Source organism: Kitasatospora sp. NPDC042419, from assembly GCF_056437345.1.
This window is the reverse complement of sequence record NZ_JBWKAW010000001.1, coordinates 663,868-687,470: the sequence shown is the minus strand read 5'-3', so window position 1 is coordinate 687,470 and position 23,603 is coordinate 663,868. Positions and strand designations below refer to the sequence as shown.

Sequence of the window (23,603 nt, the reverse complement as noted above, 5' to 3'; positions counted from 1 at the left end):
CACCCCGTCCCAGCCCTCTTTGCCGATCTGGCCAGGAGGGCTCCTTTTTGGCAGGCGAGCATCACGGAACGAGCACGTTTCTGGACGGAGTGCGACGATCGGCGGAGCCGGCCTACGCCCGAGCGGTGAGATGCGCTGGTGACGCTTGCCACATACGGTGCTGCTCGGAGGTGACCGACAGGACGAAATGAACAAGTCGCCGGTGAATCGCTTCCCGAAGGGGGGCGGCAGTGGATCGCCCGCTCAGGGTGCAGGAAATCAAGCCGAGGCGTCAGGTCGAACGGCCGACCGCTACCCTCCGTCCCCCTCGTGTGATCTTCCTGTTTCGTAGCGTTCAAGACTTGAACGCTAGCTAGCGTCATCCGGACGATTTCATCAACAGAGGTGAACGCCTTTATGTGCATTCGATCTATCGGGTTACCGCTGGGTACCGGCCTCGTACGGCCTATTGGCAGCGCAGGAGTGCCTTCGAAATGGGTATGTTCTCCGGCGTCAGGGCAACCGTGTGCGAGGAGACCGACCCGTGTCGTCCCAGCAGAAGTTTGTTTACTCCTTCACTGAAGGAAACAAGGACCTCAAGGACCTTCTCGGCGGTAAGGGCGCGAACCTGGCCGAGATGACCAACCTGGGGCTCCCCGTCCCTCCGGGGTTCACCATCACCACCGAGGCCTGCAAGGTCTTCCTGGAGACCGGCAGCGAGCCCGCCTCGCTCCACGAGGAGATCAGCGCCCACCTGGACGCCCTTGAGCAGGAGATGGGCAAGAAGCTCGGCCAGGCCGACAACCCGCTGCTCGTCTCCGTCCGCTCGGGCGCCAAGTTCTCCATGCCCGGCATGATGGACACGGTCCTGAACATCGGCCTCTCCGACGTCTCGGTGGTCGGCCTGGTGGCCCAGTCCGGCAACGAGCGGTTCGCCTGGGACTCCTACCGCCGCCTGGTCCAGATGTTCGGCAAGACCGTGCTGGGCGTCGACGGCGAGCTGTTCGAGGAGGCCCTGGACGAGGCCAAGCACGCCAAGGGCACCACCAACGACCTCGACCTGGACGCCGCCGACCTCCGGCAGCTGGTCGAGGACTTCAAGGGCATCGTCGAGCGCGAGACCGGCCGGGCCTTCCCGCAGGACCCGCGCGAGCAGATGGACCTCGCCATCCACGCCGTCTTCCACTCCTGGAACGGCGACCGGGCGCGCCTCTACCGCCGCCAGGAGCGCATCCCGAACGACCTGGGCACCGCGGTCAACGTCTGCAGCATGGTCTTCGGCAACCTCGGCGAGGACTCCGGCACCGGCGTCGCCTTCACCCGTGACCCCTCCACCGGCACCCAGGGCGTCTACGGCGACTACCTCTCCAACGCCCAGGGCGAGGACGTCGTCGCCGGCATCCGCAACACCCTGCCGCTCGCCGAGCTGGAGAAGCTCGACAAGAAGTCGTACGACGAGCTCATGGCGATCATGCAGACGCTCGAGAACCACTACCGCGACCTCTGCGACATCGAGTTCACCATCGAGCGCGGCAAGCTCTGGATGCTCCAGACCCGGGTCGGCAAGCGCACCGCCGCGGCCGCGTTCCGGATCGCCGTCCAGCTGGTCGACCAGGGTCTGATCGACCTGGACGAGGCCCTGATGCGGGTCACCGGCGGCCAGCTCTCCCAGCTGATGTTCCCGCGCTTCGCCCCCGACGCCGAGTCCAAGCAGATCGCCCGGGGCCTCGCCGCCTCGCCCGGCGCCGCGATCGGCAAGATCGTCTTCGACTCGTACACCGCCGTGAAGTGGTCGCGCTCCGGCGAGAAGGTCATCCTGGTCCGCCGCGAGACCAACCCGGACGACCTGGACGGCATGATCGCCGCCGAGGGCATCCTCACCTCGCGCGGCGGCAAGACCTCGCACGCCGCCGTCGTCGCCCGCGGCATGGGTAAGACCTGTGTCTGCGGCGCCGAGGAGCTGGAGGTCGACACCAAGCGCCGCCGGATGACCACCTCCGACGGCCTGGTGCTGGAGGAGGGCGACGTCGTCTCGATCGACGGCGCGACCGGCAAGGTCTACCTCGGCGAGGTACCCGTGCTCCCCTCCGCGGTGGTGGAGTACTTCGAGGGCACCCTGCACGCCGGCGCCGACGTCCAGGGCGGTCTCGTCCAGGCCGTGCACCGGCTGATGTCGCACGCCGACGGCCGCCGCCGGCTCGCCGTGCGCGCCAACGCGGACAACGCCGAGGACAGCGGGCGCGCCCGCCGCTACGGCGCCCAGGGCATCGGCCTCTGCCGCACCGAGCACATGTTCCTCGGGGAGGAGCGCCGCAAGGAGGTCGAGCACCTGATCCTCGCGGACAACGACAAGGACCGCGAGGCCGCGCTCTCCACCCTGCTGCCGCTGCAGAAGGGCGACTTCCTGGAGCTCTTCCAGGCGATGGACGGGCTGCCCGTCACCGTCCGCCTGCTCGACCCGCCGCTGCACGAGTTCCTGCCCGACATCACCGAGCTGTCGGTGCGCGTCGCGCTCGCCGAGGCCCGCAAGGACCCGAACGAGAACGACCTGCGCCTGCTCCAGGCGGTGCACAAGCTGCACGAGCAGAACCCGATGCTCGGCCTGCGCGGTGTCCGCCTCGGCCTGGTCATCCCCGGCCTGTTCGGCATGCAGGTCCGCGCCATCGCCGAGGCCGCGGCCGAGCGGAAGCTGGCCGGCGCGGACCCGCGCCCCGAGGTGATGATCCCGCTGGTCGGCACCGTCCAGGAGCTGGAGCTGGTCCGCGACGAGTGCGAGCGCGTCCTCGCCGAGGTCGCCCAGTCCACCGGCGTCCAGCTGGACATCAAGCTCGGCACCATGATCGAGCTGCCGCGCGCCGCCGTGACGGCCGGCCAGATCGCCGAGGCCGCCGAGTTCTTCTCCTTCGGCACCAACGACCTCACCCAGACGGTCTGGGGCTTCTCCCGCGACGACGTCGAGGCCTCCTTCTTCACGGCCTACCTGGAGAAGGGCATCTTCGGGGTCTCCCCGTTCGAGACCATCGACCGCGACGGTGTCGGCGCGCTGGTCAAGCACGCCGTCGAGGCCGGCCGGGCCACCCGCCCCGACCTCAAGCTCGGCGTCTGCGGCGAGCACGGCGGCGACCCGGACTCGGTGCACTTCTTCCACGAGGTGGGGCTGGACTACGTCTCCTGCTCCCCCTTCCGGATCCCGGTGGCGCGCCTGGAGGCAGGCCGCGCCGCCATCGAGACTGCGGGCAGCGACTCGCGCTGAGGGCTCTGAGCCCCTCGGCACGGTCGATTCGCTGACCGCATCCCCTCCACCCGGGAGGGGCGTACACCGGAGCTCGGCGCAGGAGAACCGGCGTACGTGAGGCGGCCGGGGCGGGAACGGACAACGGCGTCCGTCCCCGCCCCGGCCGCTGCTTTTCCCCGGCCGGGCCGTCCCCTCTGCCGCGCCCCCTCGGCCGGTGCCGTCTCCCGGCCACCGCTGCTCCCGGCTGCCGTTCTCGGGCCGGTGTTCTCCCCTGGGCGGCGCCCTCTCCGGGCCATCCCGTGCCCGCGCCGTCCCGTGCCAATTCGTGCCGTCCCGGGGCGGCGCCCTCCCCGGCGGTGTGTCGGCGGCCACGCGCGCGGTTGCCCGGTCCGGGCCCGGGTGGCTGCCAAGCTGGGCCCCATGACCAGCAGAAACCGCCTGATCACCCTCCTGGCCGTGCTGCTCTGCGTGCTCGCCGCCGCAGTCGGGTACGCCCTGTCGGACGACGCCGGCGACAGCACGCCCGAGGCCTCCGCGACGCCCGCCACCGGCTCGGCGGCACCCGGGTCCGGCGGACCGGCGACCCCGAAGCCCACGGCACCGAAGACCTCCCCGCCCGCCGGCACCGCGTCCGCCCCGGGCACGCCCGTGCCGGCCGGGACCTGGGTGCCGGCCGACCCGGCGCTGGCCGACGTCTGCCGGACGAAGCTGCCCGCCCAGGCCGTCGACACCCTCGGGCTGATCGCCAAGGGCGGCCCGTACCCCTACCGCTCGGACGGCATCGTCTTCGAGAACCGCGAGAGCAGGCTCCCCCGCAAGGCCTCGGGCTACTACCACGAGTTCACCGTCGTCACCCCAGGCTCCGCCGACCGCGGCGCCCGCCGCGTCGTCACCGGTGACTCCGGCGAGCAGTACTGGACCGCCGACCACTACGCGACCTTCCAGGAGATCGACGTCCGCTGCTGACCGGCCCGCTGCTGACGGGCGCAGTGTGCGGCCCAAGGCCCCGGCGTCCACGGCCCGCCGCCCGGAGGATCCCTCCCGAAAGTACTTTCCACATCGGAAAGTGGATGCCATAGTGGAATCACCGCGATGCGCTCCGAGGCGCCGCACGACAGGGGGATTCCATGAGCAGTTCCGAGCCCGTCCGCCCCACGCTGCCCGCGGCCGAGGCGCTGCGCCTCGCCGACCGCGCCAAGGCGGCGGCCCAGGCCCCCGGCCGGTTGCCCGCCTGGTACGGCCCGGCCTTCGCGGTGGCGTTCACCGCCTACGGGGCCGGCGTCGGGCAGGCGATCGGCGCCGGTGTCGGCTGGCTGAGCGCTGTGCTCGGGGTGGTCTTCGCCGCGCTGACCGGCGTGCTCGCCCGGATCGCCGTGCAGGGGGCGGGGATCGTGCACCGGCCGGCCCCCGGCTACGGCCGCCCGGCCGTGCTGGCCGTCCTCGGGGTCTTCGCCGCCGGCGCCGCCGCGGCGGGCCTGGTGCTGCTGGCCGGCGGCGGTGTGCGCTGGGTGGGGGCGGCGGCCGGGCTCGCGGCCGGCGCGGCGTTCTGGGCGGGAACCGGGTGGCTCACCGGGCGGATCCGGCGCGCTGAGATGGCGCGCTGATGCCCGCTTCGTTCGACCCGCTGCTCCAGCACCCGACCAGGCTCACCGTGCTGGCCTTCCTGAGCGCCTGCGCGGAGGCCGAGTTCGGCACCGTCCGCGACCACTGCGAGGTCTCCGACTCCGTGCTCAGCAAGGCCGCGACCGCGCTGGAGCAGGCGGGCTACCTCAAGGTCAGGAAGGGGGCGGTCGGCCGGCGTCCGCGCACGTGGCTCGCGGCGACCAGGACCGGCCGCCGAGCCCTCGCCGAGCACCTCGCCGAACTCCAGCGGCTGGTCGCCGCCGCCGAAGCCGCGGGCGCCGCCACCGCGGCGGCCGTGCCTGCCGACGCCGTGCCCTCCGGTACCGCGCCTGCCGACGCCGTCCCCACCGACGCCGTCCCCACCGACGCCGTCCCCACTCGCGCCGACATCTGACCCACCGCACCCCGGCCCGCCGGCCACCCGACCGCAGCCCCGTCGCCGTCGCCGTCGCCGTCGCCGCCGTCGCCGTCGCCGCCGCCGCCGTCGCCGCCGGACCCGGCCGCGCGAGGTGGATCACCGGGCCCGCCGCCAGGTGATCCGGGCCTGCGGCCCGTGCGGGCCCCCGGCGAGCAGGGCGGCCAGTTCCCGCAGTACGGGAGCCGGGTCGCGCCGCAGTTGGAGCGGGGTGGTGCGGACCACCGGCAGGCCCGCGGCGGTGAGCCGGTTGGCCCGGGTGAGGCTCCGCTCGTGGTCGGCCGGGCGCAGGTGCCAGGCCCGGGAGTCGATCTCCAGCGCGACGCAGGCCCACGGCCAGTAGGCGTCCGGCACGGCCAGGAACCGCCCGTCCAGGAGGAGCAGCGGGTTCCAGAGCGGTTCCGGCAGCCCGGCGCCGCGCACCGCGTCCCGGGCCTCGCCCTCGACCACCGAGCGGACCCCGGCGGTCAGCTCCTCCACCACTCCGGCCAGCCGGGGCAGTTCGAGCGCGTTCGGCCGGGCCAGCAACTGGTCCAGCAGCTCGCCGAGTTCGCAGTGCCGCCGCTGGACGGCCTCGGCGCAGAGCGCCCGGAACCGGCGCCGGCCGCTCTCCCTGGGCGCGAGGTCGGCCAGCGCCCGGGCGACCGTGGTGCTCCAGAGCCCGTCGTCACGCTCGAAGCCGTCCGGCATCGTCCCGGCCGCGCGGTGGATCCGGACGAAGCTCCGGTCGGCCACCCGCCGGCCGCCCGGGACCAGCACGTCGACCGAGGACAGGTCGGCCGGGTGCCCGGCGGAGGGCAGCCCGGCGTCGGCCAGCACGGCCGCGCCGGTCAGCAGGACGTCGCCGGCCGGTGCGTCCGCCCGGCCCCTGGGTGTCGCGTAGGCGATTGCGGCCCGCAGGCGTTGATGCGACGTCAGGCGCCCGGTCTGCAGGCAGATCACCCGCGGCAGCACCTGCTGCCACGGCCCGTCCGGCCGCAGCCGGTGGGCGATGGTGCCGGAGGGCACGCCGAGCCGGTGCAGCTGTGCGCGGGTCACGATGTGCTGCTGGTCGGCGCCGAACAGCCGTAGCGGGTCGACGAGGCCGGTGGTGCGGGTCATGCCCGAGGTGCTTCCCGCCCGGGTCGGCGGTATGCGAAGCATCGGCCGCAGGGGGAACGCCGGGTCAAATCAGGTTGACGCGGCGCCGGTTCGACGGCTCAGCTTGGCGCTGATGACGATTCCTCACACCGGCCCCGCGCTCGACGCGCTCGCCGGCCTCTCCGTCGGCGACGCCCTCGGCGCCCAGTTCTTCGTCCCCGCCACCGCCAGAGCCCACCTGGCCTCCCGCACCGCACCGCCCGGCCCCTGGCCGTGGACCGACGACACCGAGATGGCGTGCTCGGTGTACGCCGCGCACACCGAGCGCGGGAGCGTCGACACCTTCGACCTCACCCACGCCTTCGCCCGCCGCCACGACTTCGACCGGGGTTACGGCCCGGCCGCCAACCGGCTGCTGCGGCTGGTCCGCGAGGGCGGCGACGCCCGGGAGCTGGCCGCCGAACTCTTCGACGGCCGGGGCTCGTACGGCAACGGGGCCGCGATGCGGGTCGCCCCGCTGGGGGCGGCGTACGCCGACGACCCGGGTGCGGCCGTCGAGCCGGCCGCCGTCAGCGCCGTGATCACCCACACCCACCCGCAGGCCGTGGACGGCGCGATCGCCGTCGCGGTCGCCGCGGCCTTCGCGGTGCGGGCCCGCACCGAGCCCGTGACCCCGGAGGGCTTCCTGGAGTCGGTGCGGGACCTCACACCGGCCGGCGCCGTACGGGACGGCCTGACCGAGGCGGTCGCGCTGCTGGGCGAGCGGGACCTCGCGGCCGTCGCGAAGGTGCTCGGCAACGGCAGCCGGGTCAGTGCCGCCGACACCGTCCCGTACGCGCTCTGGTGCGCGGCCCGCCGGCTCACCGACTACCGCGGGGCGGTCTGGGAGGCCGTGAGCGCCGGCGGGGACATGGACACCGTGGCCGCGATCACGGGTGGTGTGGTCGCCGCCCGCACCGGGACGGCCGGCATACCCGCCGCCTGGACGGCCGCCCGCGAACCGCTGCCCGCCTGGGCCCTCACCCGGCCGGGCGCCGTCGCGGGGCCGCCGACGGACGGCTCGCTGGCGCCGCTGCGGCTGCCGCGCCCGTGCCCCGTCCCGGACGTGGTCTGGAGCGAGGAGGAGTGGCGGCGGATCAGGCACGGCCTGCGCTCCCGCGCGACGGGGGCGGACTGGGACTCCTACACCGCCGAGGGGGTGCTCCACCTGCACCGCGGCCGGACCGGGTACGAGGTCTGGGCGGTCCGGGTGGCCCCCCTGCGGGGCGGCGGCCGACGGCCGGTGTCGGCACTGGTGGAGGCGCATCCCGCCCGTGTCGAGGGCGTGGTCGGCCCGGAGCTCCTGGGCAGGGTCCTCGATCTCGCGGCCCGGGGCCACGCGGACTGACCACGCGGACTGACCACGGGAACCCACGGACCCACGGACCCACCCGACCGAGCACGGAGCACCGCGCGCCGACGACACCGTGCCCCCGCCCGCCCGGGGCGGGGGCACGGTCGTCCGCGTCAGGCCGTGATCAGGTGCCCGCCGCCGCCGTGTCTAAGGCACTCCTGGTTGATCGCCGGGTCCGGGGCGCTCGGCGAGGTGGCGGCGGCGATCCGCAGCTCGATGATGTCGCGGACGGCCGGCCACTCGTCGTCGAGGATCGAGTAGAACGCGGTGGACCTGACCACCCCGTCCAGCCCGCGCGAGTGTGCCCGGCGGACGCCTTCGGAGGTGGCGCCGAGCCGTTCGATGGCCGCCCGCGACCGCTGGTTGCGGGCGTCGGCACGGAGCGAGATCCGCTGGACGCCCCACACCTCGAAGGCGTGCCGGAGCATCAGCAGCTTGGCCTCGGTGTTGATGCCGGTGCCCTGGGCACGCGGGGAGAGCCAGGTGTTGCCGATCTCGGCGGCGTCGGGCACCGCGGTGGCCGGATCGCCGAACGGCACGCCCGGCGCGGGCGGCCAGACCAGCGGCCCCTGCCAGTAGTCGAGTTCCAGGAACCGGGTGGAACCGACCACCCGGCCGTCGGCCTGGCTCACCGTCGCGAACGGCAGCGACCGGCCCGCGGCCTGGTCGGCGAGGGCGCGCGAGATGTACTCGCGGGCCGCTTCCAGGCCGTGCGGGACGGGCGTGAAGGCGTAGGTCGTACGGTCCTCGGCGCCGGCCTCGGCGATGGCCTCGGCGTGGTGCGCGGCGAGGGGCTCCAGCCGCACGGTGCGGCCGGTGAGGATGACAGGTACGGGCACGGAACCTTCGGTCCTTCATCGGTCGGAGGGTGTCGGACCGTGCCTGGGTGCGCGCGGGCCGAGCGGTGGACGATTCGCCCCGCCCCGGACGTCCGCCCGCCGGTACCCGTGCACGCCGGAGTCCGGTCGGGCGGGGCGGGGGGCGGCGGCCCGGAGGCGGGCAGCGCGGTGCCGGAACGGACGCGGGTCCACGGACCGGTCCGGCGGGCTGAGCGAGGGGACAGTGTGCGTCCGCGAGATGGCCGAAGAGGAAACGAGAGCGCGAAGGGAAGCAGGCGGCCAGGTGAAGGCAAGATGCGTCGTGGGTGGCTGGCCGAGCACCGGGCCGGGACGTGATCGACGGCGTTACGGACGACGTGACGACGACGCGACGATGCGAGGCAGCGAGAGGACGATACCCGCCAGAAGGCGGTGCGTCACTTCGCAGCACACGAATGGCCGCCCGGTACGGCCGCGAGCGGCTCCGACGGGCCTCCCGCCCGCCCCCGACCAGGGCTTTTCCGTCCGGGTGCGATCATGGTCGGGTCGGCCCTCCGGGGGCGCGCAGGGGGCTCGCCGGCGCGCTGGGCGGTGGTGGGCGGCGGCCGCCGGTGGCCGGAAAGGCACGCGGCGGCCCCGGGCGGCCCCGCCGGCCGGGCGCGGGGCGGGAGGATTCCCGGCAGCGGGACGACGGGGATCCGGAGGCACGGCGGAGGGGAATCCCGGCAGCGGGAATTCCGGCGGAGCGCCGCACGCTGCACGTGGAGGGCCGGTACCGGTCCGACGAGTGGCAGAGACCGAGTAGAGAACGGGGTGTGGGTGCGCGGTGCGTGATCCCGAGGCGCTGTACGAGCTGGATCAGCAGGGCGTGGCCGCCGTGGCCGCGGCGAGGGCCGCGTTGGCCGACACCGGGGCCGGTCTGGTGCTGCTCCACCACTTCGAGGGCTTCATGGACGCCGGCGAGGCGGGCGGCCAGGTGGTCTCCCACCTGCTGGAGACGGGTGAGCCGCAGGTGGTGGCCCGGTTCGACCACGACCGCCTGGTGGACTACCGCGCCCGCCGCCCCGCCATGCTCTTCGACCGCGAGCACTGGTCGTCGTACGAGCCGCCGGAGATCCTGCTCCAGCTGGTCCACGACGCGGCCGGCTCGCCGTTCCTGCTGCTCACCGGCCCCGAGCCGGACGTCGAGTGGGAGCGGTTCATCGCCGCCGTCCGCGAGCTCGTCGAGCGCTTCGACGTCCGGCTGTCGCTGGACTTCCACGGCATCCCGATGGGCGTGCCGCACACCCGCCCGGTCGGCCTCACCCCGCACGGCAACCGGCTGGACCTCGCCGCCGGCTACCCGCAGTGGTTCGAGCAGGCCCAGGTGCCCGGCAGCGCGCAGGCCCTGCTGGAGTTCCGGCTGGCCGAGGCCGGGCACGACGTGCTCGGCCTCGCCGTGCACGTGCCGCACTACGTGGCGCGCACGGCGTACCCGGCGGCCGCGGTGATGATCCTGGAGGCGGTGCAGTCCGCCACCGGGCTGGTGCTGCCCGGCACGCTGCTGCGCGAGCAGGTCGACGGGGTGTACGCCGACATCGAGGAGCAGCTGGCGCAGGGGGACGGCGACCTGCGCTCGGCGATCCGCGGCATGGAGGGCCAGTACGACGCGGTGGCGGGCGCCGAGGGCCGGGAGAGCCTGCTGGCCGAGCCGGTGGACCTGCCGTCGGCGGACGAGCTGGGCCGGCGCTTCGAGCAGTTCCTGGCCGAGCACGAGCGCGGCCCGGAGTAGCGGGCGCGGCAGGGGCGCGGCAGCGGGAGGCGCCGGGTCGAAACCGTCCCTCCGGGCGGGATCGATCCGGCGCCTCCGTGCGTTGGGGATGGCGGTGCCCGGGGGACGGGCCGTCGTAGGAAGAACGCCAAGGCTCCTACCCGGGGGGATCCCGTGCCATTGCCCGTACGTCCGACCTGTGCGCCCACGGGCGCTCCGTCGTCCACCGCCGTCCTGCCGGCCACGACGCCACCGTCGAGTACGACCACTTCGTCGAGTACGACCACGCCGTCGAGTACGACCGCTCCGTCGAGCGCACGGCCGGGCGGCCTGCCGAGGGCCCTGGCAGGTGCCCTGGCCGTCGGGCTCGCCACCGTGCTGCTCACCGCCTGTTCCGGCAGCGGCGGAACGGACGCCGCCGGCGCCGCCGCGCCGGACGGCCCGAAGCCGAACCGGGCCGCCGCGGCCACCCTGACACCCACCCCGACGCCGACCGGCCCGTACGTGGCGCTCGGCGACTCGTACACCGCGGGCCTGAAGATCAGCCCGCAGGTGGGGGAGCCGAAGGGCTGCTCCCGCTCCGCGGTCAACTACCCCAGCCTGGTGGCCAAGGCGCTCGGCCTGGCGGGCGGCCAGTTCCGCGACGTCAGCTGCAGCGGCGCCCGGACCGGGGACCTCACCGGCTCCCAGGCGACGGGCGGCGGCACCAACCCGCCGCAGCTGGAGGCGATCGACCCGGCCACCCGGCTGGTCACCGTGGGGATCGGCGGCAACGACGCCGGGTTCATGGAGGTCGTCACCCAGTGCGCCAAGGAGAACCTGGTCGACGCCGTCAAGGACCTGATCGGCTCCAGCCGGGCCCCGGCGCCGTGCCGCGAGCACTACGCCGGGTCGGACGGCGCGGACCAGGTGCAGCGCAAGGTGGACGCGGCCGGTGAACGGCTCGGCGAGACGCTGAAGGAGGTCAAGCGCCGCGCCCCGCAGGCCAGGGTCTACGTGGTCGGCTACCCGTCGCTGCTGCCGGCCGACCCGGCGGTCTGCGTCCCGGTGCTCGGCAAGACCGTCGCCGGGGGCGACCTGGGATTCCTGGTGGAGAAGGAGCAGCAGCTCAACGCCATGCTCAAGCGGCGTGCGGAGGCGGCGGGCGCGGTCTTCGTGGACCTCTCCGCGCCCTCGGCCGGCCACGACATGTGTGCGGGCGAGGCCGCCCGCTGGGTCGAGCCGCCGTTCCCGGCGCCCGGTCTGGCGGCGATCCACCCCAACGCGAAGGGGCAGGAGGGCGCTGCGGCCGCCGTCCTCAAGGCGGTCCGCGGCTGAGCCCGGGCCGTGGGGCGGCACCCGGCGCGCCCGGCGCCCCGCCGCCCCACGGCCCGTACGCGGGGCGCGCCGCCCCTGTGGTCGGCGCCCCCGCGTACGGTCAAGCGTTCACGCCCCGGCCCGCGCTCCGTCGCGCGCGGCACACTTCCGGTGTCGGAGGCGCGGCGTACCGTGAAGGGCATATGGACGACACCGCGCACCGCCTCGCCTCCGCCCCGACCCCGTACGACCACGCCGCCGAGGCCCGCTGGGTGCCCGAACCGGACAAGCGCCCCGGCCGCACGGCGTTCCAGCGCGACCGCGCCCGCGTGCTCCACTCCGCCGCCCTGCGCCGGCTGGCCGGCACCACCCAGGTGGTCGCCCCGATGCGCAGCGACTTCCCCCGCACCCGGCTGACCCACTCGCTGGAATGCGCCCAGGTCGGACGGGAGTTGGGCGCGGCCCTGGGCTGCGACCCGGACCTCGTCGAGACCGCCTGCCTGGCCCACGACATCGGCCACCCGCCGTTCGGCCACACCGGCGAGGAGGCGCTCGACCAGGCCGCCGAGGCCTGCGGCGGCTTCGAGGGCAACGCGCAGTCGCTGCGGATCCTGACCAGGCTGGAGCCCAAGCGGTTCGCCCCGCAGGACGAGCAGCCCGCCCGGCTGGCCCCCTGGCCCGGCCGCAGCGTCGGACTCAACCTGTCCCGCGGCGCCCTGGACGCCGCCACCAAGTACCCGTGGCCGCACGGCTCGCACCCCACCGACCCCGCCTCGCCCAAGTACGGCGTCTACGCCGACGACCTCCCGGTCTTCCGCTGGCTGCGGGCCGGCTCCCCGGCCGGGCGCAAGTGCTTCGAGGCCACCGTCATGGACTGGTCCGACGACGTCGCCTACTCCACCCACGACGTCGAGGACGGCCTCCAGGCCGGCCACATCGACCCGGCCGCGCTGCTCGCCCCGAGTGAGCGCGCCGAGCTGTTCAAGGTCGCCGAGCGCTACGCCTCCGACGCCGAGCCGGAGGAGCTGGCCGCCGCCCTGGACCGGCTGCTCGCGCAGGAGTGGTGGCCGAGCGCGTACGACGGCACCGCCCGCGCCCGGGCCGGGCTGAAGGACCTCACCAGCCAGCTGATCGGCCGCTTCTGCCTGGCCGCCGAGCAGGCCACCCGCGCCCGCTACGGCCCCGGCCGGCTCACCCGGTACGCGGCCGAGCTGGTGGTGCCGCGCGAGGTCCGGCTGGAGTGCGCGGTGCTCAAGGCGGTCGCCGTCCGGTTCGTGATGCAGCGCGACGAGCAGGCCCAGCTCCGGGCCCGCCAGCGGATCGTGATCGCCGAGCTGGCGTACGTCCTCAACGAGCGCGCCCCCGAGGGGCTGGACCCGGTCTTCGCCGCGCTCTACCGGGAGGCCGAGGACGACCGCGCGGCCCTGCGCGCGGTGATCGACCAGATCGCGACCCTCACCGACGCCTCGGCGCTGGCCCTCCACGGCAGGCTGGTCGGCGCGGCCTGGACGTGAGCGGGGCGGGGCGGGCAGGGGGGTGAGCGGGGCGAGCGGGGAGCGGGTGGTGAGCCGGCCGGGAGCGGCCCCGGGAAACCCCGGCCACCCCAGTAGACTTCCGGGGTGGCCGGGCGGATCAGGGACGAAGACGTACAGGCGGTGCGGAGCGCACTGCCGATCGACGCGGTGGTCGGCGACTACGTACAGCTGACCAACGGTGGCGGCGGCGAGTACAAGGGCGTCTGCCCCTTCCACGACGAGAAGTCCGCCTCCTTCTACGTGAACCCCGCCAAGGGCGTGTTCCACTGCTTCGGCTGCCAGGAGAACGGCGACACCATCGCCTTCCTGATGAAGATCGAGTACTGCACCTTCGCCGAGGCCGTCGAGCGGATGGCCGCCCAGGCGGGCATCACGCTCCGCTACGAGGAGGGCGGGTACAGCCCCCGCCACCAGCAGGGCGAGCGCACCCGGCTGGTCGAGGCGCACAAGGTGGCCGCCGCCTACTACCAGGAGCAGCTCGTCTCCCCGGAGGCCGAGATCGGCCGCCGCTTCCTCGCCGAGCGCGGGTTCGACGAGGAGGCCGCCAAGACCTTCGGCGTCGGCTACGCCCCGGTCGGCTGGGAGCACCTGGTCCGCTACCTGCGGGGCAAGGGCTTCAGCGACAAGGAGATCCTGCTCGGCGGGCTGGCCTCGCAGGGGCAGCGCGGCGGCCTGATCGACCGCTTCCGGGGCCGGCTGGTCTGGCCCATCCGCGACATCGCGGGCGAGGTGATCGGCTTCGGCGCCCGCCGGCTGCGCGAGGACGACAACGGGCCGAAGTACCTCAACACCCCCGAGACGCCGATCTACAAGAAGTCGCACGTCCTCTACGGCATCGACCTGGCGAAGAAGGAGATCGCCAAGTCGGGCCGGGCGGTGGTGGTCGAGGGCTACACCGACGTGATGGCCTGCCACCTGGCCGGGGTCACCACCGCGGTCGCGACCTGCGGGACGGCGTTCGCCGAGGACCACATCAAGATCATCCGCCGGCTGCTGATGGACACCTCGCAGTACCGCGGCGAGACCGTCTTCACCTTCGACGGCGACGCGGCCGGCCAGAAGGCCGCGCTGCGGGCCTTCGAGGACGACCAGAAGTTCGCCGCCAAGACCTCCATCGCGGTCAGCCCCGGCGGCATGGACCCGTGCGACCTGCGCCTGGCCAAGGGCGACGAGGCGGTCCGCGAGCTGATCGACAACCCCGTCCCGCTCTTCGAGTTCGCACTGTCCTCGGCCGTCGCCCGGCACCGGGTGGACACCCCCGAGGGCCGGTCGGCGGCCCTGGAGGAGGCGGCGCCGATCGTCGCCAAGATCAAGGACCGCTCGATCCAGCACGAGTACGCCGTCCGGCTGGCCGGCATGCTCGGCATCCTGGACGAGCCGTTCGTCGTCCGCCGGGTCTCCCAGCTGGCCCGCTGGGACCGCGAACGCCAGCAGAACCCCCGCGGCAACGGCCAGCAGCGCCGGCCCGACCCCGCGCAACCGGCCCGCCCCGCGCGGCCGGCCTTCACGCTCAACCCGCGCGACCCGGCCCAGTTCGTCGAGCGCGAGCTGCTCAAGCTGGCGCTCCAGCACCCGGACCTGGTCGCCCCGGCCTTCGACAACTACGGCGAGGACGAGTTCCCCACCCCGCCGTACACCGCCGTGCGCCGCGCGATCGGCCAGGCCGGCGGCGCCGCGTACGGGGCGACCCTGGCCGACTTCACCGGCACCGTGCGCGAGGTCTGCCCGGACGACCAGGTCCGCTCGCTGGTCACCGAACTGACCGTGGAGCCGGTGCGCTCGCGCCGCAAGGCGGACGCCATCTACGCGGGGGAGTTCCTGGTCAAGCTGCGGCTGCTGGCCGTGGACCGGCGGGTGAACGAGGTCCGGGCGCACCTCCAGCGGCTCGGCAACCGGGCCGCCGCCGAGGACCTGCACGCCGTGCAGACCGAGCTGTGGCAGCTCCAGCAGTACGGGCAGCAGCTGCGCAGCCGGGGCGCCGCGGCGCTGTAGGACACGCCCCGGGGCCGCCCGGGCCCTCACCGGCCGCACCGGTCGGTGCGGCGCGGTCTTGTAGGACCGCGCTCAGAAAGTCGGCGCACGAGTCTCGGCCACGGAGTGTGGCGTGCCGCACACTGGAGGGCGTCTCTCCCACCTCCGTACAGCGCGGGTCCGCCAGAGTCGCGCCCGCCCCGAGGGGATGCCCGTGGACCGAGGCCTTGCCGCGACCGCTCAGCCGACCACCGACCAGCTCGCCCCCCACGACGAGGCCTCCGCCGGCCCCGCCGACGCCGAGGGCCCCGTCGACCCCGACGGCCTCGACGGCTCCGACCGCCCTGGCGTCCCCGCGGACCACGGCCGGGCCGGGGCACCGCCCCCGGCCGGTGCCCGGATACCCGCGCAGGGCCTCCCGGCGGGCCACCCCGAAGCCGAGGAGGAGGCGCCCGAGCGGCGGCCGGGCCCCGAGGGAAGCGGCCCGGCCGCCGACCTGCTCCGCCAGTACCTCCGGGAGATCGGCCGGATCCGGCTGCTCACCGCGGCCGAGGAGGTCGAGCTGGCCCGCCGGATCGAGGCGGGCCTCTTCGCCGAGGAGCGGCTGAACCGCGAGCCGCCGCCCGCCGACCCGCTTGCCCGCGAACTGGACACCCTGGTGGTGGCCGGCCGGATCGCCAAGCGCCGGCTGACCGAGGCCAACCTGCGGCTGGTGGTCTCCGTCGCCAAGCGCTACGTCGGGCGCGGACTGACCCTGCTGGACCTGATCCAGGAGGGCAACCTCGGCCTGATCCGGGCGGTCGAGAAGTTCGACTACGCGCGCGGCTACAAGTTCTCCACCTACGCCACCTGGTGGATCCGGCAGGCGATGAGCCGCGCGCTGGCCGACCAGGCCAGGACGATCCGGGTGCCCGTGCACGTCGTGGAGCTGATCAACCGGGTGATCCGGGTGCAGCGCTCACTGCTCCAGGAGCGCGGCATCGAGCCGGGCCCGGCCGACATCGGCGCCGTCCTGGACCTCACCGGCGAGCGGGTCCGCGAGCTGCTCCGGCTCGCCCAGGAGCCGATCTCGCTGCACACCCCGGTGGGGGAGGAGGACGACGTCGCGCTCGGCGACCTGATCGAGGACGCCGACGCCGCCTCACCCGCGGAGTCCGCCGCCTTCCTGCTGCTGCGTCAGCACCTGGACGCGGTGCTGGCCACCCTCGGCGAGCGCGAGCGCCAGGTGGTCCAGCTCCGCTACGGCCTGGACGACGGCCGGCCCCGCACGCTGGAGGAGATCGGCGCGCTGTTCGGCGTCACCAGGGAGCGGATCCGCCAGATCGAGTCGAAGACCCTGGTCAAGCTCCGCGACCACGCCTTCGCCGCCCAGCTCCGGGGCTACCTCGACTAGGACGCGGGCGTGGACGCCGGTGCGGATGCCGGGTCGGCCGCCGCCGAAGGGGTGGCCGCCGGTTCCCCGGACGCCGGGGCGGCCGGGGGCGTGGTGCGCGGGGGAGGCGAGGCCGGGCCGATCGGGATCGGCGTGGACGCGACCAGCCGGGCCAGGTCGGAGACGGTGTTCGTGCAGGAGCCGCCCTCCGACTGCTGGCCGCAGACCTGGAAGGTGACGGCCGGGTCCGCCGCGTTCACCATCGCCGAGTAGTTGTCGTACCCCCAGTGGATCAGGGCGGTCTCCGTCTCGCCCGCGCTGGTGGTGACGACCGCCTGGTCGCCCGGCTGGCCCTCGGTGATCGCGGCCCAGGCGGCCTGGCACTTCTGGCTGTACCGGAGGTAGACCACCACCTTGCCGATGTTGGTGGTCTGCAGGGTCCGCGCGTCGGCGCCGCAGCCGGTCGCCTTGGGGTCCTTGTGCGCGCAGCCGACGGCCTGACAGCCGGCCACCGACGGGGCCGTCTTGGCGGGCGGGGAGGAGGGCGTGGCCGGCTGCTCGGAGGCGGTCGGCTCGTTGTCGCCGCCCGAGGAGTACCGCACTCCGGCGAGCACCAGCAGGACCGCCACCGCGACGCTGGCGGCCACCGCGACCCAGCGGACCGGTGCCCGGCGGGCAGCCGGCGCCCGGGGCACGGCCTCCAGGTCCTCCACGGCCTCCAGGTCCTCAACGGAGTCCGCGGACTCCGCGGTGCCCCCGGTCTCCGCCGCCTCGGCAGCCGGGTCCGCGTCCGCCGTCGGTTCCGTCGTCGCCGGGCTCGCCGGGCCGGTCGACGCCGCGGTCGACGCGGCCCCGTGCTCGGGCTCCGGTTCCGTCGACGACTCCGCCCCGGCGGGCTCCGCCGCTCCGGTCGCCGTCGCCTCCCAGAGCGCCCGCAGCCTCGGCCCGTTGCACTCCACCGCACCGATGAGCGCGTCGAGGGCCTGCTCGGTGACGACCCGTTTGCCGTTCAGCCAGCGCTCCCAGGAGGCCCGGCTGTAGTGGGTCCGGGAGGCCAGCTCGGACAGCGAGAGCCCGGTCGTGTCCTTGACGGCGCGCAGTTCCTCCGTCAGGCGTCTGGCGGGGGCGGACAGTTCGTCCGGCAGCTTCTTCCAGGCGGAACCCATGAGTCCTTCCAAACGGGCGGGGCGGGCGGCGGGAACGGTGGGGCCTGGAAGGGCACCGGTCCGGGCCGTAGGCGGAGGTATCCGCGTCCCCGCCCTCAGCAGCGTCTCCAACCTCGGCGGCCCGGTGTCCCAAACCCCAGGTCCTGGTGCTGAGACGGACGGAAGTGTCTCACAACCCCGGGAGACGCTCGAACATTCATGTGCTCGTGGGTCATTGTTCTCAGGCCGGTGCGGTTCGCCGCCCGGGTGCTTCGTCCGGGCACTGTTCTCCAGAAGCCGGACGACTCGGCGTTCCCTGACCCCCACCGGTCCGAGGCAGCCTCACGGGGGGAGGCTGCCCCGGCCGCAGGGACGCGCGGCGGGGAGGGCGGCTTCGCGCCGCCCTCCCCGCCGCGATCACTCCCCTTCGCCCGTCGGGCGCCCCGGCGGGTGCGGGCCCGCGGGAGGCCGCGGCGTCCCCGCCGGCCCGTGAACGTCCGTCAACCTCCGGCGGCCTCCGTCAGTGGTGGAAGCCCGTCCGGACGGGCACCCCGAGGTCCTTCAGCGGGACCGGCTGGCTGCGCAGCTCCGGCAGCAGCCGTTCGAGATCACCGAGCAGCAGGTCCGCGAGGTCGCGGGAGAAGCCGTTGCGGCAGACCACCCGCAGGACCGAGAGGTCCTCGCGGTTCGCCGGGAAGGTGTACGCCGGCACCTGCCAGCCGCGCTCCCTCAGCCGCCGTGACACGTCGAAGACGTCGAACGTCACGTCGTCGGTGGTGGTGAAGGCGAAGACCGGCAGCTGGTCGCCCCGGGTCAGCAGCCGGAAGGCGCCGAGCGCCTCGATCCGCTCGGACAGGTACGTGGCCACCTCCCGGCAGGCCCCCTGGACGGCCCCGAAGCCGCCCCGGCCCAGCCGCAGGAAGGTGTAGTACTGCGCGATCACCTCGGCACCGGGCCGGGAGAAGTTCAGCGCGAAGGTCGGCATCTCGCCGCCCAGGTAGTTGACCCGGAACACCAGCTCCTCGGGGAGCGCCTCCTTGTCCCGCCAGAGCGCCCAGCCGACGCCGGGGTAGACCAGCCCGAACTTGTGGCCGGAGGTGTTGATCGAGGCGACCCGGGGCAGCCGGAAGTCCCAGACCAGCTCCTCGTCCAGGAAGGGCGCGACCATGCCGCCGGACGCGCCGTCGACGTGCACCGGGATGTCCAGGCCGGTGCGCTGCTGGAGGTCGTCGAGGGCGGCGCAGATCTCGGCCACCGGCTCGTAGGAGCCGTCGAAGGTCGAGCCGAGGATGCCGACCACGCCGATGGTGTCCTCGTCGCAGAGCGCCGACGCCTGCTCGGCGTCGAGGTGGAAGCGGTCGCCGTCCATGGGTGCGGTGCGGGCCTCGACCTCCCAGAAGGTGCAGAACTTCTCCCAGCAGACCTGCACGTTGATGCCCATCACCAGGTTGGGGCGGGCCCCGGCGGCGTAGCGGTCGGCGTTGCGGCGCATCCAGCGGCGCTTGAGGGCGAGGCCGGCCAGCATGCAGGCCTCGCTGGAGCCGGTGGTGGAGCAGCCGACCGTGCCGTCCGGGTCGGGTGCGTGCCAGAGGTCGGCGAGGATCGCCACGCAGCGCCGCTCCAGTTCGGCGGTCTGCGGGTACTCGTCCTTGTCGATCATGTTCTTGTCGAGGCACTCGGTCATCAGCCGGGTGGCCTGGATCTCCATCGAGGTCGTGACGAAGGTCGCGAGGTTGAGCCGGGCGTTGCCGTCGAGCATCAGCTCGTCGTGGATCAGCTGGTAGGCCGCGTCGGCGGGCACGGGGCCGTCGGCGAGCCGGTGCAGCGGTGGAGCCAGTTCCATCTGGCCGAGCGGGTCGGCGGTGCCGACGAACGGGTTGATGGTCAGCCGGCGGTCGTCTCCGGCCCCCTTGTGCAGTGCCATGGGATCCTGCCGCCCTTCCGTCCGGTGGCCGCGTCGCCTTCCACGCTGCCATCGGCCGCCGGGCCACGCATCCGCACCGCGGTCCGTGCCGCCGTCCGCCGGGGGCGGGCAGGGCGCCGAGGCGGGGCGGTGACGCCGCCGCAGGGGGTTCGGGTCGGACGGGGCGCCACGGCCGGGCAGGAGGGCCTCAGCCGGCCGCCTCCGGATGGACCTGGTCGCGGGCGGCCCGGTACTGCTGGCGGACGGCCGAGCCGACCGGGAGGTCCTGCTCGGCGTCGGGGACGACGGTGACGGCCTCCGGCAGGTCCCAGCGCGGCGGCTCGGGGGTGCCGGCCAGCGCCCAGGCGGCCTGCCGGGCCGCGCCGCGCGCCGCGTGGGCACCGGGCGGCGGGACGACGACGGGGACGCCGAACAGCTGCGGTGCGATCTGCCGGACGGCGGGCAGCCGCCCGGCCGCGCCGAGCAGGAAGACCCGCTTCACCTCGACGCCCTGGGCGCGCAGCACGTCCAGGGCGTCCGCGCTGTTGCAGAGCATGCCCTCGACGGCGGCCCGGGCCAGGTGCTGGGGGCTCATCGACTCGGCGCGCATCCCGGTCAGCGTGCCGGCCGCGTGCGGCAGCGCGGGCGTCCGCTCGCCGTCCAGGTAGGGGAGCAGCACCATCCCGTACGCGCCGGGGGAGGACTGGAGGGCGAGGTCGCTGAGGCCCTCCAGGTCGCGGCCGAGCAGGGCGGCGGTGGAGCGGAGCACCTGGGCGGCGTTCAGGGTGGCGACCATCGGCAGGTGGCGGCCGCCGGCGTCGGCGAAGGAGGAGACCAGGCCGGTGGCGTCCACCACGGCCCGCTCGTGCACGGCGAAGATCGTTCCGGCGCTGCCGAGCGAGACGACCGCGTCGCCGGGGCCGAGGCCGAGGCCGAGCGCGGCGGCCATGTTGTCGCCGGTGCCGGCCGAGATCAGCAGGCCCTCGGGGGTGTGTCCGGCGGGTTCGGCCGGGCCGAGCACGTGCGGCAGCCGCAGTTCGTGGCCGAGCGCGAGCTTCACGAGGTCCTGCCGGTACTCGCCGGTGATCGGGGACCAGTAGCCGGTTCCGGAGGCGTCGCCCCGGTCGGTGGTGCGCCGCTTGGGGTGGCCGAGCAGCTGCCAGACCAGCCAGTCGTGCGGCAGCAGCACCTCGGCGACCCGGCGGGCGTTGGCCGGTTCGAACTCGGCCAGCCAGCGCAGCTTGGCGATGGTGTAGGTGGGGCCGGGGACGGCGCCGATCGCGGCGGTCCAGGCGGCCGGGCCGCCGAGTGCGTCCAGCAGGGCGGCGGCGGCGCCGCTGGAGCGGGGGTCGTTCCAGAGGATCGCGGGCCTGACCAGCACGCCGCCGGCGTCGAGGCCGATCATGCCGTGCTGCTGCGCGCTGACGCCGATCGCCCGGACGCCCTCCAGCAGGCCGCCGGCGGCCGCGTCGCCCAGCGAGTGCAGCCAGACCTGCGGGTCGGCCTCGCCGGGGCGGGCGTCCGGGTCGTCCGGTACGGGGTGGGGCGCCTTGCCGGACCGCATCACCGCGCCGGTGCCGGAGTCACACGCGACGATCCGGGTGCGACCCGTCGAGCTGTCTATCCCCGCGACGATGGCCATAGTCGAGATCATGCCTCAGCGGCCGTCCGGACGCGGCCCGACCGGGGAAGTGTTGTCCGTTCGGTACCGCGTCCGGGAGGCGGCGTACGGCTCGCCGTCACCGCTGCTTCACCCACCGGTCACGGGCGGGGTCTATGGCGTGTCCTGCGGACCGGTCCCGGGACCGGTCCGCAAGTCACGCCCCCGCCGGTCTCACGGCCGGAAGGTGCCCCAGCTGTCGTCCTCGGCCTTGGGCCGGTTGAGGTACGGCACCCGGTCGGTGACGGCGTTCGGGAGCCGGTCGCCGACCTTGCCCGCGACGGCTCCGGCGGCCTTTCCGGCGACCGCGCCGGCCTGCTGCTTCGCCTTGTCGGCCGCGCCCTGGACCTTGGGGTTCTGGGCGACCTGCCGGGTGATCCTGGCGATCTGCTCGTAGCGCCGGCGCCCGGCCCGCGTGCCCAGGACATAGCCCGTCGCGAGTCCGACGCCGAACGACAGCTTCCACATGATCGGATTCCACCCTCTCCTGGCGGCCATTGCCGCATTGCCCTACCCGTCTGTCGGGACGGTGAACCGTCGGTGACCCCAGCATCCCCGGGCGGTGTGCGGGGCGCGCGCGGGGCGCGCCGGGCGGGGCCGCCGGCGGCTGCCGGGGAAAGCGATTGGCGGACCACCCCCCCGAGTGCGCTAATGTATGTCCCGCAGCGAGCGCCGAGGAGCCCGGGAGACCGGGGGCCGGAGCGGAAGCTCGATCCCCCATAGCTCAATTGGCAGAGCAGCCGACTGTTAATCGGCAGGTTATTGGTTCGAGTCCAATTGGGGGAGCTCGGGTGCTGGCCCTCCGGGGTCCTCATCCCGTCCGTGGTACGGAAGTTGCGTACCGCTGTGTACTGCGATCCCGCATAGCTCAATTGGCAGAGCAGCCGGCTGTTAACCGGCAGGTTTTTGGTTCGAGTCCAAATGCGGGAGCTGCGCCGGGTCCGCCCGGTGACTGCTCAGAGCGAAGGCCCCTCGGTAGACCGAGGGGCCTTCGTGTTGCCCGGAGTGCCCCGGCCGGGTGGTGGGGCCCGGTGGTGAGGTCGGTCACCCGGGCCTCCCGCGGCGGGGCGGGCGGTGTCACTCGGTGGCCTGCCGGTACAGCTCGGTGATCCTGTCGTCGAAGGCCACGCTGTACGAGGTGCCCGGCGACTCGCCGCCCTCCTGGTAGCCGCCGATCACGCCGATCACCCGGCCGGTGGTGGTGACCCACGGGCTGCCGCTGGTGCCGTCGGTGTAGCCGCCGCAGTCGAACCGCTCCTGGGTCGGACTCTGCGAGCTGGTCAGGCCCGAACAGGTGATCGGCTCGTCCTGCTCGTTGGGGTAGCCGGTGACCGACACCGCCAGTCCGAAGCCCTGGCCGGTGCCGAGCGGATTGCCGCCGACCGCGTCCTCCACCTGCCGGCCGCCGACCGCCCGCACGGTGACGAACGCCACGTCGTACTCGGGATCGTCGTCGTCCGCCCAGCGCGGATCGACGGTGATCGACTCCACCGGCCAACTCCCGTAGGGCGAGTACCCGTTGCGGTAGCCGGGCGTGAACACCAGGCCGTCCAGCAGGCCGATCCGCCGACTCTGCACGCAGTGCGCGGCGGTCACCAGCAGGTTGCGCCGCGGGCTCTGCACCACGCTCGCCGTGCACGCCCGAGGGCCCTGCGGGGTGTGGATCGACAGGGTGCCGACCCGGTCCCCGGCCGGGCTCTGCGGCGCCACGCCGGCCGTCCGCTCCTGCCCGCCCCCGCCGCAGGCGATGGCGGCGGCGAGCAGCAGGGCGGCCAGTGCGGCCGTCCTGGCCGTGCGCGCCGGCCGTACCGGGCGGGAGTCCATCGGGGCTCCGTCTCGTCCTCGGGGCGGTCATCGCGGTTCGTGCGTTCCGCCGTTCGTGAGGAAGATCTACCAGGCCGGGCCGGGCCGCGCCACCGTCGCCCTCTCACGCCCCGTCACCCGCCCGCGCGCCCCTCCGCTCGGGGCGCCGGTCCCGCCGCCGGTCCCCGTCCGTTCTCCCCGTCCGCTCTCCCCGGTCGGGAGGCGGTGGCCGGGCCCGCTCCGCCGTCGAACCTGTGCGCACCCATGTGCGCCCCCGGCGCGCACCACGGGTGATCGACCGGCTATGCTGCCCGGGACGGCCTTTCGGGGCCGTCTGCTGCTGCCGCGACCGGGTGACCCGTCGCGTGCTGCGAACCGGGGCGGTAGCTCAGCCGGTTAGAGCAGGGGACTCATAATCCCTTGGTCGTGGGTTCGAGTCCCACCCGCCCCACCTTCGCCTTCGCCCGGTCTCCGGGCTTGACCAGGTGCGGTCATCTGCACGAACTCTAGTGACCGGCGGCACCGCCGGCCGCACCGACAGGCCGAGAATCACTCGAACAGGTCCGCGCCGAGGGCGCGTTGACGCCCCCTGCGCCCGGCCGGGGCGGGCACCGCCCCGGGGGAC

General features: G+C 74.4%; 17 protein-coding genes and 3 tRNA genes. 13 read left to right on the top strand and 7 right to left on the bottom strand.

The genetic code is table 11. From position 1 onward, the window contains the following. Window positions 1-523 precede the first annotated feature (523 nt). From ppdK to AC067J_RS03025, 4 genes are all read left to right on the top strand, one after another. Window positions 524-3,232 (top strand): pyruvate, phosphate dikinase, encoded by a 2,709-nt coding sequence (ppdK, locus tag AC067J_RS03040; RefSeq protein WP_478296198.1) that lies wholly within the window; start codon window positions 524-526, stop codon window positions 3,230-3,232. A 402-nt stretch (window positions 3,233-3,634) separates the two neighbouring features. Beyond that, the gene (locus tag AC067J_RS03035; RefSeq protein ID WP_478296197.1) at window positions 3,635-4,180 is read left to right on the top strand and encodes a ribonuclease; all 546 of its coding nucleotides are present in this window, start codon (window positions 3,635-3,637) and stop codon (window positions 4,178-4,180) included. Between the two features lie 161 nt (window positions 4,181-4,341). Further along, window positions 4,342-4,818: a hypothetical protein gene (locus tag AC067J_RS03030; RefSeq protein WP_478296196.1), complete on the top strand. Its 477-nt coding sequence runs from the start codon at window positions 4,342-4,344 to the stop codon at window positions 4,816-4,818. After that, window positions 4,818-5,231, top strand: a complete 414-nt coding sequence (locus AC067J_RS03025; protein WP_478296195.1) for a transcriptional regulator — start codon at window positions 4,818-4,820, stop codon at window positions 5,229-5,231. The genes AC067J_RS03030 and AC067J_RS03025 overlap by 1 nt, the downstream gene beginning before the upstream one ends. 120 nt (window positions 5,232-5,351) lie before the next feature. On the opposite strand, the gene AC067J_RS03020 is transcribed toward AC067J_RS03025, so the two are convergent. Continuing rightward, window positions 5,352-6,353 carry a hypothetical protein gene (locus AC067J_RS03020; RefSeq protein ID WP_478296194.1) on the bottom strand — a complete coding sequence of 334 codons (1,002 nt, stop codon included), beginning with the start codon at window positions 6,351-6,353 and terminating at the stop codon, window positions 5,352-5,354. Window positions 6,354-6,465: 112 nt separating this feature from the next. Here AC067J_RS03020 and AC067J_RS03015 point away from each other — a divergent pair, with 112 nt between their 5' ends. Continuing rightward, window positions 6,466-7,719, top strand: coding sequence for an ADP-ribosylglycohydrolase family protein (locus AC067J_RS03015; RefSeq protein WP_478296193.1), 1,254 nt, complete (start codon window positions 6,466-6,468; stop codon window positions 7,717-7,719). 119 nt (window positions 7,720-7,838) lie between these two features. Here AC067J_RS03015 and AC067J_RS03010 read toward each other — a convergent pair whose 3' ends face one another. After that, complete coding sequence (locus tag AC067J_RS03010; protein ID WP_478296192.1) at window positions 7,839-8,564, bottom strand: GNAT family N-acetyltransferase; 726 nt, start codon at window positions 8,562-8,564, stop codon at window positions 7,839-7,841. Between the two features lie 805 nt (window positions 8,565-9,369). On the opposite strand from AC067J_RS03010, the gene AC067J_RS03005 reads away from it, so the two are divergent. The 5 genes from AC067J_RS03005 to AC067J_RS02985 all read left to right on the top strand — a co-directional run bounded on the left by AC067J_RS03005 (window position 9,370) and on the right by AC067J_RS02985 (window position 16,488). Continuing rightward, the gene (locus AC067J_RS03005) at window positions 9,370-10,314 is read left to right on the top strand and encodes a PAC2 family protein (protein ID WP_478296191.1); all 945 of its coding nucleotides are present in this window, start codon (window positions 9,370-9,372) and stop codon (window positions 10,312-10,314) included. 354 nt (window positions 10,315-10,668) lie between these two features. Beyond that, the gene (locus tag AC067J_RS03000) at window positions 10,669-11,610 is read left to right on the top strand and encodes an SGNH/GDSL hydrolase family protein (RefSeq protein ID WP_478296190.1); all 942 of its coding nucleotides are present in this window, start codon (window positions 10,669-10,671) and stop codon (window positions 11,608-11,610) included. Window positions 11,611-11,792: 182 nt separating this feature from the next. Further along, window positions 11,793-13,103, top strand: coding sequence for a deoxyguanosinetriphosphate triphosphohydrolase (locus tag AC067J_RS02995; protein ID WP_478296189.1), 1,311 nt, complete (start codon window positions 11,793-11,795; stop codon window positions 13,101-13,103). Between the two features lie 105 nt (window positions 13,104-13,208). Beyond that, on the top strand, window positions 13,209-15,116 hold the full coding sequence (gene dnaG / locus AC067J_RS02990; protein WP_478296188.1) for a DNA primase: 1,908 nt from the start codon (window positions 13,209-13,211) through the stop codon (window positions 15,114-15,116). Between the two features lie 193 nt (window positions 15,117-15,309). Continuing rightward, window positions 15,310-16,488 (top strand): RNA polymerase sigma factor, encoded by a 1,179-nt coding sequence (locus AC067J_RS02985; RefSeq protein WP_478296187.1) that lies wholly within the window; start codon window positions 15,310-15,312, stop codon window positions 16,486-16,488. Here the strand turns inward: AC067J_RS02985 and AC067J_RS02980 are convergent. The 4 genes from AC067J_RS02980 to AC067J_RS02965 all read right to left on the bottom strand — a co-directional run bounded on the left by AC067J_RS02980 (window position 16,485) and on the right by AC067J_RS02965 (window position 21,643). Next, window positions 16,485-17,633, bottom strand: a complete 1,149-nt coding sequence (locus tag AC067J_RS02980; RefSeq protein WP_478296186.1) for a helix-turn-helix domain-containing protein — start codon at window positions 17,631-17,633, stop codon at window positions 16,485-16,487. The genes AC067J_RS02985 and AC067J_RS02980 overlap by 4 nt on opposite strands. 499 nt (window positions 17,634-18,132) lie before the next feature. Further along, window positions 18,133-19,536: a glutamate decarboxylase gene (gene gad, locus AC067J_RS02975; protein WP_478296185.1), complete on the bottom strand. Its 1,404-nt coding sequence runs from the start codon at window positions 19,534-19,536 to the stop codon at window positions 18,133-18,135. 187 nt (window positions 19,537-19,723) lie between these two features. After that, window positions 19,724-21,157: an FGGY family carbohydrate kinase gene (locus AC067J_RS02970; RefSeq protein ID WP_478296184.1), complete on the bottom strand. Its 1,434-nt coding sequence runs from the start codon at window positions 21,155-21,157 to the stop codon at window positions 19,724-19,726. A 192-nt stretch (window positions 21,158-21,349) separates the two neighbouring features. Continuing rightward, window positions 21,350-21,643, bottom strand: coding sequence for a hypothetical protein (locus tag AC067J_RS02965; protein ID WP_478296183.1), 294 nt, complete (start codon window positions 21,641-21,643; stop codon window positions 21,350-21,352). 245 nt (window positions 21,644-21,888) lie between these two features. Between AC067J_RS02965 and AC067J_RS02960 the strand changes: the two genes are divergently transcribed. Together AC067J_RS02960 and AC067J_RS02955 are read left to right on the top strand one after the other, a co-directional pair. Beyond that, window positions 21,889-21,961, top strand: a tRNA-Asn gene (locus AC067J_RS02960). A gap of 71 nt (window positions 21,962-22,032) precedes the next feature. Beyond that, window positions 22,033-22,105, top strand: a tRNA-Asn gene (locus tag AC067J_RS02955). 147 nt (window positions 22,106-22,252) lie between these two features. On the opposite strand, the gene AC067J_RS02950 is transcribed toward AC067J_RS02955, so the two are convergent. Next, the gene (locus AC067J_RS02950; protein WP_478296182.1) at window positions 22,253-22,999 is read right to left on the bottom strand and encodes a trypsin-like serine peptidase; all 747 of its coding nucleotides are present in this window, start codon (window positions 22,997-22,999) and stop codon (window positions 22,253-22,255) included. Between the two features lie 356 nt (window positions 23,000-23,355). Between AC067J_RS02950 and AC067J_RS02945 the strand changes: the two genes are divergently transcribed. Then, window positions 23,356-23,429, top strand: a tRNA-Ile gene (locus tag AC067J_RS02945). The last annotated feature ends 174 nt before the right edge of the window (window positions 23,430-23,603 follow it).

Excerpts from the sequence above, each read along its gene's own strand:
- AC067J_RS03035 (WP_478296197.1), top strand. The coding sequence starts at position 3,635 with ATGACCAGCAGAAACCGCCTGATCACCCTCCTGGCCGTGCTGCTCTGC.
- AC067J_RS03030 (WP_478296196.1), top strand. The coding sequence starts at position 4,342 with ATGAGCAGTTCCGAGCCCGTCCGCCCCACGCTGCCCGCGGCCGAGGCG.
- AC067J_RS03025 (WP_478296195.1), top strand. The coding sequence starts at position 4,818 with ATGCCCGCTTCGTTCGACCCGCTGCTCCAGCACCCGACCAGGCTCACC.
- AC067J_RS03020 (WP_478296194.1), bottom strand. The coding sequence starts at position 6,353 with ATGACCCGCACCACCGGCCTCGTCGACCCGCTACGGCTGTTCGGCGCC.
- AC067J_RS03015 (WP_478296193.1), top strand. The coding sequence starts at position 6,466 with ATGACGATTCCTCACACCGGCCCCGCGCTCGACGCGCTCGCCGGCCTC.
- AC067J_RS02995 (WP_478296189.1), top strand. The coding sequence starts at position 11,793 with ATGGACGACACCGCGCACCGCCTCGCCTCCGCCCCGACCCCGTACGAC.
- AC067J_RS02980 (WP_478296186.1), bottom strand. The coding sequence starts at position 17,633 with ATGGGTTCCGCCTGGAAGAAGCTGCCGGACGAACTGTCCGCCCCCGCC.
- gad (WP_478296185.1), bottom strand. The coding sequence starts at position 19,536 with ATGGCACTGCACAAGGGGGCCGGAGACGACCGCCGGCTGACCATCAAC.
- AC067J_RS02970 (WP_478296184.1), bottom strand. The coding sequence starts at position 21,157 with ATGGCCATCGTCGCGGGGATAGACAGCTCGACGGGTCGCACCCGGATC.
- AC067J_RS02965 (WP_478296183.1), bottom strand. The coding sequence starts at position 21,643 with ATGTGGAAGCTGTCGTTCGGCGTCGGACTCGCGACGGGCTATGTCCTG.
- AC067J_RS02950 (WP_478296182.1), bottom strand. The coding sequence starts at position 22,999 with ATGGACTCCCGCCCGGTACGGCCGGCGCGCACGGCCAGGACGGCCGCA.